This window comes from Salipiger bermudensis, from assembly GCF_019801965.1.
In the GTDB taxonomy this organism is placed as follows: Bacteria; Pseudomonadota; Alphaproteobacteria; order Rhodobacterales; family Rhodobacteraceae; genus Salipiger; species Salipiger bermudensis_A.
This window is the reverse complement of record NZ_JAHVIA010000008.1, coordinates 61367-74307: the sequence shown is the minus strand read 5'-3', so window position 1 is coordinate 74307 and position 12941 is coordinate 61367. Positions and strand designations below refer to the sequence as shown.

At 68.4% G+C, this 12941-nt stretch carries 12 protein-coding genes; 10 read left to right on the top strand and 2 right to left on the bottom strand.

Features of this window, described 5'->3' with window-relative positions; all coding sequences use genetic code 11:
• Window positions 1-14 precede the first annotated feature (14 nt).
• The 8 genes from KUV62_RS17740 to KUV62_RS17705 all read left to right on the top strand — a co-directional run bounded on the left by KUV62_RS17740 (window position 15) and on the right by KUV62_RS17705 (window position 8895).
• Window positions 15-1385: an aspartate aminotransferase family protein gene (locus KUV62_RS17740; protein ID WP_222605072.1), complete on the top strand. Its 1371-nt coding sequence runs from the start codon at window positions 15-17 to the stop codon at window positions 1383-1385.
• Window positions 1386-1477: 92 nt separating this feature from the next.
• Entirely contained in the window at window positions 1478-2608 is a 1131-nt protein-coding gene (locus KUV62_RS17735) for a glycosyltransferase (RefSeq protein ID WP_222605071.1), read from the top strand.
• 262 nt (window positions 2609-2870) lie between these two features.
• Window positions 2871-4010, top strand: coding sequence for an acyl-CoA dehydrogenase family protein (locus KUV62_RS17730; RefSeq protein WP_222605070.1), 1140 nt, complete (start codon window positions 2871-2873; stop codon window positions 4008-4010).
• A gap of 106 nt (window positions 4011-4116) precedes the next feature.
• Window positions 4117-5148, top strand: coding sequence for an enoyl-CoA hydratase/isomerase family protein (locus KUV62_RS17725; RefSeq protein WP_222605069.1), 1032 nt, complete (start codon window positions 4117-4119; stop codon window positions 5146-5148).
• A 27-nt stretch (window positions 5149-5175) separates the two neighbouring features.
• The gene (mmsB, locus tag KUV62_RS17720) at window positions 5176-6048 is read left to right on the top strand and encodes a 3-hydroxyisobutyrate dehydrogenase (RefSeq protein WP_222605068.1); all 873 of its coding nucleotides are present in this window, start codon (window positions 5176-5178) and stop codon (window positions 6046-6048) included.
• A gap of 93 nt (window positions 6049-6141) precedes the next feature.
• On the top strand, window positions 6142-6795 hold the full coding sequence (locus KUV62_RS17715; protein WP_222605067.1) for a Crp/Fnr family transcriptional regulator: 654 nt from the start codon (window positions 6142-6144) through the stop codon (window positions 6793-6795).
• 68 nt (window positions 6796-6863) lie between these two features.
• Window positions 6864-7499, top strand: coding sequence for a DsbA family protein (locus KUV62_RS17710; protein ID WP_222605066.1), 636 nt, complete (start codon window positions 6864-6866; stop codon window positions 7497-7499).
• Between the two features lie 187 nt (window positions 7500-7686).
• Window positions 7687-8895: a Bcr/CflA family efflux MFS transporter gene (locus KUV62_RS17705; protein WP_222605065.1), complete on the top strand. Its 1209-nt coding sequence runs from the start codon at window positions 7687-7689 to the stop codon at window positions 8893-8895.
• 137 nt (window positions 8896-9032) lie between these two features.
• Here the strand turns inward: KUV62_RS17705 and KUV62_RS17700 are convergent, their stop codons facing one another.
• Window positions 9033-10586, bottom strand: a complete 1554-nt coding sequence (locus KUV62_RS17700) for a methyl-accepting chemotaxis protein (protein ID WP_222605064.1) — start codon at window positions 10584-10586, stop codon at window positions 9033-9035.
• Window positions 10583-10903, bottom strand: coding sequence for a hypothetical protein (locus KUV62_RS17695; RefSeq protein WP_222605063.1), 321 nt, complete (start codon window positions 10901-10903; stop codon window positions 10583-10585). Before KUV62_RS17695 ends, KUV62_RS17700 begins: the two co-directional genes overlap by 4 nt.
• 162 nt (window positions 10904-11065) lie before the next feature.
• Here KUV62_RS17695 and KUV62_RS17690 point away from each other — a divergent pair, with 162 nt between their 5' ends.
• Window positions 11066-12283 (top strand): NADP-dependent isocitrate dehydrogenase, encoded by a 1218-nt coding sequence (locus tag KUV62_RS17690; RefSeq protein ID WP_222605062.1) that lies wholly within the window; start codon window positions 11066-11068, stop codon window positions 12281-12283.
• A 113-nt stretch (window positions 12284-12396) separates the two neighbouring features.
• Window positions 12397-12834: a hypothetical protein gene (locus KUV62_RS17685; protein WP_222605061.1), complete on the top strand. Its 438-nt coding sequence runs from the start codon at window positions 12397-12399 to the stop codon at window positions 12832-12834.
• The last annotated feature ends 107 nt before the right edge of the window (window positions 12835-12941 follow it).

Sequence of the window (12941 nt, the reverse complement as noted above, 5' to 3'; positions counted from 1 at the left end):
AGAAGGACAGATCCATGCTGACGAATGACCAACTGGGCAAGTGGGACCGCGAGAGCTTCTTCCACCCCTCCACCCATCTCGGCCAGTTCGCCCGCGGCGACGCCCCCCAGCGCGTCGTCACCGGCGGCGAGGGCGTCTACATCACCGACCGCGACGGCAACCGCCTGCTCGACGGCTTCGCCGGGCTCTACTGCGTCAACGTGGGCTACGGCCGCACGCAGATCTCCGAGGCGATCGCCAAGCAGGCGCACGAGCTGGCCTATTACCACGCCTATGCCGGGCACGGCTCCGAGGCCTCGATCACGCTCGCCAAGATGGTGATGGACCGGGCGCCCGATCACATGGCCCGGGTCTATTTCGGCCTTGGCGGTTCGGACGCCAACGAGACCAACATCAAGCTGGTCTGGTATTACAATAACATCCTCGGCCGGCCCGAGAAGAAGAAGATCATCTCGCGCTGGCGCGGCTATCACGGCTCGGGCCTGATGACCGGCTCGCTCACCGGGCTCGAACTCTTTCACAAGAAGTTCGACCTGCCGCTGACGCAGGTGGTGCATACCGAGGCGCCCTACTACTACCGCCGCCCCGAGGGCATCGAGACCGAGGCCGAGTTCGTCGCCCATTGCGTGGCCAAGCTCGAGGAGCTGATCGCCGCCGAGGGCGCCGACACCATCGCCGCCTTCATCGGCGAGCCGGTGCTGGGCACCGGTGGCATCGTGCCGCCGCCGGCGGGCTACTGGCCGGCGATCCAGGAGGTGCTCGACCGTCACGACATCCTGCTCATCGCCGACGAGGTGGTGACGGGCTTCGGACGGCTGGGCTCGATGTTCGGCTCGGACCATTATGGCATGAAGCCCGATCTCATCACCTCCGCCAAGGGCCTGACCTCCGCCTACGCGCCGCTCTCGGCCACCATCGTCGGCCAGCGCATGTGGGACGTGCTCTGCCAGGGCACCGACGAATACGGCGTGCTGGGCCATGGCTGGACCTATTCCGCCCACCCGATCGGCGCCGCCGCCGGCATCGCCAACCTGCAGCTGATCGACGAGCTGAACCTCGTTCAGAACGCCGCCGAGACCGGCGCCTACCTCACCGAGACCATGCGCGCCGCCCTCGGCGATCATGCCCATGTCGGCGAAGTCCGCGGCGAGGGCATGCTCTGCGCGGTGGAGTTGGTGAGGGACCGCGACGCGCGCGCCTTCTTCGATGCCTCCGAGGGCAAGGGCGCCAAGGTTGTGGCGGCGATGCTCGAGCGCGGCGTGATCGCGCGGGCCATGCCGCAGGGCGACATCCTGGGCTTCGCCCCGCCGCTCTGCCTGAGCCGCGCCGAGGCCGACGAGATCGTCTCGGTAACCCGCGACGCCGTGGCCAGCGTGCTCGGCTGAACGGCATCGGGGCGCCCGGCAGACGGGCGCCCCACTTGCGCGGCGCGGTCGGGAGGGGCACAAGGGCCGCGCCGCAACCCTCGGAGTGCCCCATGAAGACCTGCATCGCGACGTCCGATTTCTTCGTCCCGGGCGAGACCTTCATCAACCGCCATATCGAGCACATCTTCGGCGGCGAGACCTGCGTGCTCACCGGGCGGTTCAACGGCACCGACCCGCTCGGCAAGCCGATCTTCGAGCGCCGCGCGCCGCTCTCCACCGCCGACCGTCTGCGCGCGCCCTTTGCCATGGGCTTTAACGCGCTCACCGAGAGCACCGGCCGGCTGCCCTTCGGCGACAACAAGGCCCGCCTGCGCGACTGGCTGCGCGAGCAGCAGGTCGAGGTGATCCTGGCCGAGTTCGGCACGCAGGCGCTGGTGGTGGCCAAGCTCGCTCAGGAAATGGACCTGCCCTGCTTCAGCTATTTCCGCGGCACCGATGCCAGCTTTGCCTTGCGCTCGAAGAAGACCGTGCGTGCCTACAGGCACATGATGCCGCGCCTGGCGGGCGTGTTCTCGGTCTCGCAATTCCTGCTCGACAACCTCGCCCGCCACGGCGTCAACCATCCCAATGCCCACGTGGTGCCCTCGGGCGTCGACATCCGCCGCTTTACGCCCGCCGAGAAGATCCCCGGCTCGTTCCTCGCGGTGGGCCGCATGGTCGAGAAGAAGGCACCACAGGTGACCCTGCGCGCCTTCGCAAGCGCCGCGAAGGGCCGCGACGCCCATCTCACCTTCATCGGCGACGGCCCCCTGCTTGCCCCGTGCAAGACAATGGCCACTGAACTCGGCATCGCCGATCAGATCACCTTCACCGGCGCCCTGCCCCATGACGAGGTGCGCCGGCACCTGATGACAACCGAGATCTTCCTGCAGCATTCGGTCACCGCCAGGAACGGCAATACCGAGGGCCTGCCCACGGCGATCCAGGAAGCCCTGGCCTGTGGCTGCATCACCCTCTCGACGATCCATGCCGGCATCCCCGAGGCGGTCGAGGACGGCGTCAATGGCCTCCTGGTCCCGGAATGGGACGAGGCGGGCTTTGCCGACCGCATCGCGCAGCTTCTCGACATGGAAGACCGCTCCGCCATGACCCGCGCCGCCCGTGACACCGCCGTGGCCCGCTTCGACAACGCCGTCCTGCTGGAAAAGGTCGAGCGCATCATCCGCGACACCCTCGCCTGAGCGCCCAACTCCCAGCCCATCTCCCGGCCGCGAGGTCCGGCCTGCCTCCGGCGGGGATATTTTTGGCCAGAAGAAGACACGGGCGCTCCGCCTGATCTTCTCTGGTTTCAAAATACCTCGGGGGAGTCGTGGCGAAGCCGCGGCGGGGGCAGCGCCCCCAACCTGCCTCTCCACACGCGCCACACAACCGCTTGCATCCCGATCCGCTTTCCGCCAGATTATGAACAGTTGTTCATTTCCATCACGGCAGGGAGGGCCCGACATGGATTTCGCGCTGAGCGAGGAGCAGACGGCGATCTTCGACATGGCCTACGGCTTCGGCCAGGAACACGTGGCGCCCAATGCCATGGCCTGGGAGGCCGAGGGCACGATCCCGAAAGAGCTCTGGACCGAGATCGGCCAGCTGGGCCTGGGCGGCATCTATGTCAGCGAGGAGAACGGCGGCTCGGGGCTCACCCGGCTCGACGCCACGCTGGTCTTCGAGGCGCTCAGCATGGCCTGTCCGGCGGTGGCGGCCTTTCTGTCGATCCACAACATGTGCGCCAAGATGATCGACCTCTACGGCTCAGAGGATCTGCGCGCGCGCTACCTGCCGAAGGCGCTGACCATGGAGACCGTGCTCTCCTACTGCCTGACCGAGCCCGGCTCGGGATCGGATGCCGCCGCATTGCGGACCCGCGCCGAGCCTTCCGGCAATGGCTACAGCCTCACCGGCACCAAGGCCTTCATCTCCGGCGGAGGCTATTCCGACGCCTATATCGTCATGGCCCGCACCGGCGATGACGGCCCGCGCGGCATCTCGGCGCTGGTGCTCGACGACGGCACCCAGGGGCTGAGCTTCGGCGGGCTCGAGGCCAAGATGGGCTGGAAAGCCCAGCCCACGCGGCAGGTCCAGATGGACGCCTGCCCGGTGCCCGCGGGCAACCTGCTGGGCGAAGAAGGCAAGGGCTTCCGCTACGCCATGGCCGGGCTCGACGGCGGCCGACTCAACATCTCCGCCTGCTCGCTCGGCGCCGCGCAGGCGGCGCTCGACGCGACGCTCGCCTACATGGCCGAGCGCCGCGCCTTCGGCCAGAGCATCGACCAGTTCCAGGCCCTGCAGTTCCGCCTCGCCGACATGGAGATCGAGCTGCAGGCCGCCCGCACCTTCCTGCGCCAAGCGGCGTGGAAGCTCGACACCGGCGCACCGGACGCCTCCAAGTTCTGCGCCATGGCGAAGAAATTCGTGACCGAGGCGGGCTCCAGGGTGGCCGATCAATGCCTGCAGCTGCACGGCGGCTACGGCTATCTTGCCGATTACGGCATCGAGAAGATCGTCCGCGACCTGCGGGTGCACCAGATCCTCGAGGGCACGAACGAGATCATGCGCATGATCGTCGCGCGCAGCCTCGTCTCGTCCTGACCCGAACACACGCGCAAAGGCACCACTCACGCCGCGCCTTGGCAGGCCCCCCTCGTGGGGCCTGCCGCCCCCAAAACCGACCCGCCAAGGAGCCGCCGAGGAGCCCATGAGCGACACCCATATCCGCAAGCATGGCCGTGCCGGCCAAATCACCCTGACGCGCCCCCGCGCGCTGAACGCGCTGACCTATGACATGTGCATGGCGATCGAGGCCGCGCTCGACGCCTGGCGCGACGATGTTACCGTCGACCTTGTGATCCTCGACGCCGAGGGCGAGAAGGCGTTCTGCGCCGGCGGCGATATCGCCGAGATCTACCGCGCCGGGCTGAGTGGCGATTTCGACGCCGGGCGCGATTTCTGGCGCGATGAATACCGGATGAACGCCAAGCTCGCCGACTATCCCAAGCCCATCGTCAGCTTCCTGCACGGCTTCGTCATGGGCGGCGGCGTCGGGCTGGGCGGGCATGTCTCGCACCGGGTGATCGGCGAAAGCGCGCAGATCGCCATGCCGGAATGCGGCATCGGCTTCGTGCCGGATGTCGGCGGCTCGCTGCTGCTGGCCCGCGCGCCGGGGCGGCTCGGCGCCTATCTCGGCCTCACCGCAGCGCGCATGGGGCCGGGCGACGCGCTGCACGCGGGCTTCGCCGATCTCTTCGTGCCGGAGGCGCGCTGGGAGGCGCTGAAATCCGAGCTGGCCGAGACCGGCAGCGTCTCTGCGCTCGACGCCGCCGCAGGGCCCGCCCCCGAGAGCCCGCTGGCCGCGGCGCAGGGCGAGATCGACACGCTCTTCGCCTCTGACAGCCTGCCCGAGATCAAGGCCGCGCTCGATGCGGCCGAAGGCGAGATCGCCGCGCGCGCCGCCAAGGCGGTGGGCCGCAACGCGCCGCTGTCGATGGCTGTGACGCTGGCCATGCTGGCCCGGCTGCGCGAGGGCACGCCCGACATCCGCCGCGCGCTCGAGCAGGAATACCGCGTCTCGCACCGCATCGTCGAAGAGGGTGATTTCCTCGAGGGCGTGCGGGCGCAGATCATCGACAAGGACCGCAATCCGAGCTGGCGCTTCCCCATCGAGGAGGTGACGGAGGACCGGATTGCCGCCATGCTGGCATCGCTCGGAGAGGCAGAACTGGCGCTCTGAGAGGCGCCGCGAGGGAGGAGAGACACCATGAAGATCGCATTTATCGGGCTCGGCAACATGGGCGCACCGATGGCCGCCAACCTGGCCAAGGCCGGCCACGAGGTCACCGGCTTCGACGTGGCCGGCGCCAGCGCCGAGGGCGTGGGCACCGCCGCCTCCGGCCCCGAGGCCGCGACCGGCGCGGAGGTCGTCATCACAATGCTGCCCAACGGCGCCATCCTGCGCAGCGTCGCCGCCGAGGTGATCCCGGCGATGTCGCCCGGCGCGGTGCTGCTCGACTGCTCGACCGTCGATGTCGAAAGCGCCCGCGCGGTGGCGCAGCAGGCCGAAGAGGCCGGGCTCGGCGCGCTCGACGCGCCGGTCTCGGGCGGCATCGGCGGTGCGGCGGGCGGCACCCTGACCTTCATGGTGGGCGGCTCGGAGGAGGCCTTTGCCAAGGCCAAGCCGCTCTTCGACGTCATGGGCCAGAAGGCCGTCCATTGCGGGCCGTCGGGCAATGGCCAGGCGGCGAAGATCTGCAACAACATGATCCTCGGCGTCACCATGATCGCCACCTGCGAGGCCTTCGCGCTGGCCGACAAACTCGGCCTCTCGCGCGAGGCGATGTTCGACGTGGTCTCGACCTCATCGGGCTACTCGTGGTCGATGAACGCCTATTGCCCGGCGCCCGGCGTCGGGCCGCAATCGCCGGCGGACAACGGCTACCAGCCCGGCTTCGCAGCCGAGCTGATGCTCAAGGATCTGGGCCTGTCGCAGCAGGCCGCAGCGGCGGCGGATGCCGATACGCCGATGGGCCATCGCGCGCTCGAGCTTTACCGGAGCTTCGTCGAGGACGAGGGCGGCAAGGGGCGCGATTTCTCCGCCATGCTGCCGCGCTTCGAAGAGCGCGGCCGGAGCTGATCCTCGGTCGATCTGCGGAGGGGGCGCGGCATCGCGCCCCTCTTTCCGCAGCCCCTCTTTCCGCCACCTCGCTTTCGCGCCATGCTGCGCGCCATGAGCTGGACCGAGATCCCCCCGCAGATCGCTGCGCTCTCGCCCGAGGGCCGCGCCGCGCTGGCGCAGCTGGCGCCCTTCGACGCCTCGCGCGGCACCGTGCTGTTCCGCCCCGGCGAGGCGGTGCGCGGCTTCGTCATCGTGCTCTCGGGCCGGGTCGATGTCTGCCTCACCGGTCCCACCGGGCGCGACATCCTGCTCTACGCGGTCGAGCCGGGGCAGAGCTGCGTGCAATCCACCCTCGGGCTGCTGGGCGGCGAGGACTATTCGGGAGAGGCCGTGACCCGCAGTGACAGCCGGCTGGTGCTGATCCCGCGCGCGCTTTTCCTGCGCCTGATGGCCGAGGAGGCCAGCTTTCGCGAGTTCGTCTTTTCCGCCTTCGCGCAGCGCATGCAGAGCATGATGCATCTGCTTGAAAAAGTGGCGTTTCAGCGCGTCGAATGCCGCCTCGCCGAGGCGCTCCTCGCCCAGAGCGACGGCGACACGCTGCACGCCACCCACGCCGAGATCGCCACCATGATCGGCTCTGCCCGCGAGGTCGTCTCGCGTCGCCTCGACGCGCTGGCGCGGCGCGGCATCGTGGCGCTCGACCGGGGCGCGGTGCGGCTGCTCGACCGCGAGACCCTGCGCGCCATCGCCGCCGCAACCGGTTGAGCGCCGCGTCGTTCCGCTGTCGATTCCCGGCGCGCGCCCTGTTAGAAGGGCCTCAAAAGGACATGGTAATGGTCACGCTCGACATCTTCTCCGACCCGATCTGCCCCTGGTGCTATATCGGCAAAGCCCTCCTCGACCGCGCCCTGCTCGAGGAGCCCGATCACCCGTTCACCATCCGCTGGCGGCCCTTCATGCTGAACCCCGACATGCCCGCCGAGGGCATGGACCGGCGCGCCTATCTCGAGGCAAAGTTCGGCGGCAAGGAGGGCGCGGTGCAGGCCTACATGCCGGTGGCCGAGCACGCCGCCGAGGCCGGGCTGACGCTCAACCTCGACGCCATCGAGAAGACCCCCTCGACCGTGGATGCGCACCGGCTGATCCACTGGGGCGGCATCGAGGGCGTGCAGACCGCCGTGGTCTCGTCGCTGTTCCAGGCCTATTTCGTCGATGGCCGCGATATCGGCGACCGCGAGGTTCTGGCCGACATCGCCGATGGTTGCGGGCTCGATGCCAGCCTGATCCAGCGCCTGCTGACCTCCGATGCCGACCGGCGGGAGATCGTCGAGATGGACGCAACGGCGCGCGGCATGGGGGTGACCTCGGTGCCGACCTTCGTCGTCGCGGGCCAGCATGCGGTGCCCGGCGCGCAGCCCACCGCGCTCTGGTCGAAGGTGATCGCCGAGATCCGCGAAGGCGCCGCCTGAACCAGCCGGCCGCCCGCGCCTCTGCCGCAATGACATGCGCCGAACGCATGGCCGGATTGCGCGCCTCCGCGCGTGGTCCCCGGTTGTGCCGGTATACCGTTTTCCGATAGCCCGGTGGTAGCGGTAAACCGGCCCGCCGCCGGCAGCTGAGGCTGCTCCGGCGTGGCCCTGCACATTCAGAGGTCACATGCGGTCTGTTCCCGGACGGGTCGAGTTCATCGCGTTGCTCGCGATGCTCTTCGCCACCATCGCCTTCTCCATCGACGCCATGCTCCCGGCCCTGCCCGAGATCGGCGCCGACCTGACGCCCGACGCGATCAACCGCGCGCAGCTCGTGGTGACCAGCTTCGTCTTCGGCATGGGGATCGGCACCTTCTTCACCGGGCCGCTTTCCGATGTGTCCGGGCGCAAGCCGGTGCTGCTGGGCGGGGCGGCGCTCTATGTCGCGGCCTCGATCCTCGCCGCCTATGCCGAGACCCTCGAGCTGCTGCTTGCCGCCCGCCTGCTGCAGGGGCTGGGCGCCGCCGGTCCGCGGGTGGTGGCGCTGGCCATCGTGCGCGATCTCTACTCGGGGCGCGAGATGGCGCGGATCATGTCTTTCGTGATGATGGTCTTCACCCTGTTCCCGGCCCTCGCCCCCTCGATCGGCGCGGTGATCATCGACGCCACCAGCTGGCGCGGTATCTTCTGGGCCTTCGTGCTGTTTTCCAGTGTCGCCTCGCTCTGGCTGATGGTGCGCCTCCCCGAGACCCACCCGCGCGAGAACCGCCAGCCGTTCCGCCTGCCGGCGTTCCGCGCCTCGCTGGCCGAGCTGCTCAGCCACCGGGTGGTGGTGATCTCGATCGCGGTGCAGGCGCTGATCTTCGCGATGCTGTTCTCGATGATCTCCACCGTGCAACAGATCTACGACATCAGCTTCGGCCGCGCCGAGAGCTTCCCGATCTGGTTCGGCGGCGTGGCGATCCTCGCCGCCTCGGCCAGCGTGCTGAACGCAGCGCTGGTGATGCGGCTGGGGATGCGCTTCCTGATCAGCGCCATGCTGGCGGTGCAGGTGGTCATGGCGGGCATAACCCTGGCGCTGTTCGGCTTCGGCCTCTCGGGCACGCCCGGCTTTGCGCTGTTCCTGGTCTGGCAGCTTTCGGTGTTTTTCCAGATGGGCCTGACGGTGGGCAACATCAACGCCATCGCCATGGAGCCGGTGGGCCATATCGCCGGGCTCGCGGCCTCGGTGATCGGGGCGGTGGCGACGGTGGCCGGCGTGCTCATCGCGGTGCCGAACGGGCTGATGTTCGACGGCACGCCGGTGCCGCTGGCGGCGGGGATCTTCGTCGAGGCGGTGCTGGCGCTGGCGCTGATGCGCTGGCTGCTGCGCGCCGAGGCGGCCGAGGCGGCCTGAGCCCCGTGCCGGGCGGTCCTCCGGCGGCGGCCGTGACGCCAGCCCCTGAATCTGGCTCCGAACCTGCCCTTTAAGCTGACCCTGAAACTCGAACTGAGCCCGCATCGATCTTCGCCCCCGAGCCGCCGCGCGCCGTGTCATGCGCTTTTTCGGTGACCATCTGCGGCGCTCTGCTCACCCTCGAGGTGGAAGGCGCCCATGTCGCCCAGGAGCTCGCGAGCGTGGCTGCGCAGCCGCAGGCCCATGGCGGCCATCTCTTCGCTGAGCCCGGCGGTGTCCTGGGTTTCGGCGTCGAGCCGCGCCAGCGTCTTCGACAACTCCGACATGCCGCCCGACTGGCCGCGGCTTTCGTCGCGGATCTGCGCGATCATGCCGCTGACCGCGCTGACCTCGTCGACGATGCTCGACAGCCGGACGCCGGCCTCGTTGACCAGCCGCGCGCCATTGGTGACCTGTGCCTCGCTGTCGAGGATCAGCGTCTTGACCCCGGCGGCAGCCTCGGAGGTGCGCTGCGCCAGTTGCCGGACCTCGGCGGCGACCACGGCAAAGCCCTTGCCGCTCTCACCGGCGCGCGCCGCCTCGACCCCGGCATTGAGCGCCAGGAGATTGGTCTGGAACGAGATGTCGTCGATCAGGTCAATGATCTTGCCGACTTCCGAGGAGCTCTGCTCGATCAGGTTCATCGCCTCGATCGCCTCGTTGGTCACCGCGCCGCCCTGCTCGGCGCTCTGCCGAGCGACGCTGGCGCGCTCGGAGGCAGTGCTGGCCTGATCTGCGGTTGCGTTCAGCGCCTGGGTGATGTCGCTCATGCTGTGGGTCGCTGCGCTGAGCTCATGCGCCTGCCGTTCGCTGCGCGCCGAGAGATCGCCGGTCACCGCCTCCAGCGCCTGCGCCTCTTCCTCGAAGCTGACCGCCTTGGCGCCGGCGCTGCGCAGCGCCTCTTCGAGTTGGCGCACCGCTAGGTTGAAATCGTGGCGCAGCGACTCGAAGGCCTCCGGCATCGGCGCATCGATGGCACAGGCGAGATCGCGATCGGCGAGCCGGTGCAGATGCTGATTGAACAACGCCACCACCTCGCGGGTCTCCTGCGCCGCCGCCTCGGCCCGGGCCTGCGCCGCCGCAGCCTTGTGGCTCTCATCGGCGAGCAGCTCACGGCTTTCCTCGATCCGGCGGGTGGCGGCGTTGCGCTGCAGGATCGCCATGGTCAGGATCGCCGTCTCCATCACCACGATGCCGGCATGCAGCGCCGTGCGCATGACGTTTTCGATCAGGTCGGTCGAGGGGTAGACCGCCGCCGGCAGCAGCAGCGTCAGCGACACGTGGTGCACCGCGACGATGCCGGCCGCGTAGAGCATCACCCCGACGCGGCCCAGCACCGATACGCCGGCCAGCATGACGAAATAGACCATGTGGGTGTCGATCTGCCACGGGTGCATCTGGTAATCCGCGGTCAGCACCATGACCTCGGCCAGCACCGCGGTGGCGATGACGTAATCGCGCAGCCCCGAGCGCATGCGCAGCGACAGGACCGCCACCGCCATCAGCGCCGAGGCACCCAGCGTCCCGGGCATCATCGCGCGCCCGAGATAGAGATCCGTTGCCACGAAGACGGGCAGCAGCATCAGCCCCAGCAGGACAACCAGCGACGGCTCGCTGAGCCCGCGCACCCAGGAGAGCAGCTTCGACATCATGAGCGGCCCCCGCAGAGCGAGGCCATCGCGCGGGCGTCGCGCACCGCCCAGGCGCCGAACGCGCGCAGCTGCGCCACCGGCGCTGCGCCGTCGAACACCGCCAGTGCGCCGAAAGACGCGGCGTCCGGCCCGATCGCGCGGCCCCCGGCCTGCGCGATCATCGCGCCTGCCCCCTCGGACCAGGGCGGCGCGATGACCAGCACCGGCGCGCCGTCGCCCGGGGCGGAGCCGAGCGCGGCAGCCAGCGTGGCGCCGACGCCGGCGAGCAACAGACAGACCAGCAGGAGGGCATCGAGAAGAAGGCGAGGAGCAAACATGCGCGCATCTAGCAGCCCGGTCCTTTCCAATCCCTTATCGCCGCCCAAATTTCCTGCAGTGATCGTCACATTTTGTATACCGATGCATACCATGCTTCCCAAAGTTGCGAATCTGGGCTACAGCCGCATCATGCTGCACGTGCAAAACGGAAAGGGACCTGCATGTCGAAGATCAAGGTAGACAACCCGATCGTCGAGATGGACGGCGACGAGATGACCCGCATCATCTGGGACTTCATCAAGACAAAGCTGATCCTGCCCTATCTGGATCTCGACCTGCTCTATTACGATCTCGGCATCGAGAGCCGGGACGAGACCAATGACCAGATCACCATCGATGCCGCCGAGAAGACCAAGGAGATCGGCTGCGCGGTGAAATGCGCCACCATTACGCCCGACGAGGCGCGGGTCGAGGAATTCGGCCTCAAGCAGATGTGGAAATCGCCCAACGGCACGATCCGCAACATCCTCGGCGGCGTGGTGTTCCGCCAGCCGATCATCTGCCGCAACGTGCCGCGCCTAGTCCCGGGCTGGACCCGGCCCATCGTCATCGGCCGCCACGCCTTCGGCGACCAGTACAAGGCCACCGATTTCCACTTCCCCGGCGCCGGCAAGCTGACGATGAAATTCGTCGGCGAGGATGGCACGGTGATCGAGAAGGAGGTCTTCGACGCCCCCTCCGCCGGCGTCTACCAGGCGATGTACAACCTCGATGCCTCGATCATCGATTTCGCCCGCGCCTCGTTCAACTACGGGCTGTCGCTGGGCTGGCCGGTCTATCTCTCGACCAAGAACACCATCCTCAAGGCCTATGACGGCCGCTTCAAGGACCTGTTCCAGAAGGTCTTCGAGGAGGAGTTCGAGGAGAAATTCAAGGCCAAGGGCATCTGGTACGAGCACCGGCTCATCGATGACATGGTCGCCTGTTGCATGAAGTGGAACGGCGGCTTCGTCTGGGCCTGCAAGAACTACGATGGCGACGTGCAGTCCGACACCGTGGCGCAGGGCTTCGGCTCACTCGGCCTGATGACCTCGCAGCTGATGACGCCGGACGGCAAGATCGTCGAGGCCGAGGCGGCGCATGGCACGGTGACCCGCCACTACCGCCAGCACCAGGCCGGGCAGGCCACCTCGACCAACTCCATCGCCTCGATCTACGCCTGGACCGGCGGGCTCAAGCACCGCGCCAAGCTCGACGGCAACACCGCGCTGATGGCCTTTGCCACCACGCTCGAGAAGGTGGTGGTCGAGACGGTGGAATCCGGCTGGATGACCAAGGATCTGGCGCTGCTGGTCGGGCCCGACCAGAAATGGCTCACCACGATGGGCTTCCTCGAGAAGGTCGACGAGAACCTCAACAAGGCGCTCGGCGCGCTCTGAGCGCCCTCCTGAGCGAAGAATGGCCGGCCCCCGCGCGGGGCCGGCTTTCGTTTGACCGGGCGCGCGACGCCGTGAGACGCTGACCGGACATTTCCCAATTTCAGGTCTTTCTCATGCGATCCCTTTTGCTCTCCGGCGCGTTGGCGCTGTTTATCCTGCCCGCCTCCCTCGCCCATGCCGACTGGGCCCTCAGCCAGGGCAATGGCAGCGCCGCCATGTCGCAGCAGGTCGGCCCCACGAAGATCACCTTCTTCTGCACCCGAGCGCGCCCCGACCAGCTGCAGATCTCCTTCGATCCCTGGCCGCAGCCGGCGCGCGGGGCGATGCTGTGGATGACCCTGCCCGATGGCCGCAACGACCGGCAGCCGATGGACGTGATGGCCCGCGACCGCGCGCTGAGCGTCACGCTGATGACCTCTTCCCTGGTGCTCGAGCATCTGCAGCAGGCGGCCTCGCTCAGCTTCGACATCGACAACCGCGAGATCGCCCGGACCGACGCCAGAGGCACCGGCGCCTTCCGCCTCGCGGTGAGGGAACAGTGCCGGTTCTGAGCCTCTCCGGCCACGCCTGCCGACGCGCGCGGCACAGTCCGCCCATCAAACGCGCGCCTGCACCGCCGGACACCACGTCGCGCCACGGCCCATCTTGACCGCGCGCG

Excerpts from the sequence above, each read along its gene's own strand:
- KUV62_RS17700 (WP_222605064.1), bottom strand. The coding sequence starts at position 10,586 with ATGATGTCGAAGCTGCTCTCCTGGGTGCGCGGGCTCAGCGAGCCGTCG.
- mmsB (WP_222605068.1), top strand. The coding sequence starts at position 5,176 with ATGAAGATCGCATTTATCGGGCTCGGCAACATGGGCGCACCGATGGCC.
- KUV62_RS17740 (WP_222605072.1), top strand. The coding sequence starts at position 15 with ATGCTGACGAATGACCAACTGGGCAAGTGGGACCGCGAGAGCTTCTTC.
- KUV62_RS17695 (WP_222605063.1), bottom strand. The coding sequence starts at position 10,903 with ATGTTTGCTCCTCGCCTTCTTCTCGATGCCCTCCTGCTGGTCTGTCTG.
- KUV62_RS17735 (WP_222605071.1), top strand. The coding sequence starts at position 1,478 with ATGAAGACCTGCATCGCGACGTCCGATTTCTTCGTCCCGGGCGAGACC.
- KUV62_RS17715 (WP_222605067.1), top strand. The coding sequence starts at position 6,142 with ATGAGCTGGACCGAGATCCCCCCGCAGATCGCTGCGCTCTCGCCCGAG.
- KUV62_RS17690 (WP_222605062.1), top strand. The coding sequence starts at position 11,066 with ATGTCGAAGATCAAGGTAGACAACCCGATCGTCGAGATGGACGGCGAC.
- KUV62_RS17685 (WP_222605061.1), top strand. The coding sequence starts at position 12,397 with ATGCGATCCCTTTTGCTCTCCGGCGCGTTGGCGCTGTTTATCCTGCCC.
- KUV62_RS17730 (WP_222605070.1), top strand. The coding sequence starts at position 2,871 with ATGGATTTCGCGCTGAGCGAGGAGCAGACGGCGATCTTCGACATGGCC.
- KUV62_RS17710 (WP_222605066.1), top strand. The coding sequence starts at position 6,864 with ATGGTCACGCTCGACATCTTCTCCGACCCGATCTGCCCCTGGTGCTAT.
- KUV62_RS17725 (WP_222605069.1), top strand. The coding sequence starts at position 4,117 with ATGAGCGACACCCATATCCGCAAGCATGGCCGTGCCGGCCAAATCACC.
- KUV62_RS17705 (WP_222605065.1), top strand. The coding sequence starts at position 7,687 with ATGCGGTCTGTTCCCGGACGGGTCGAGTTCATCGCGTTGCTCGCGATG.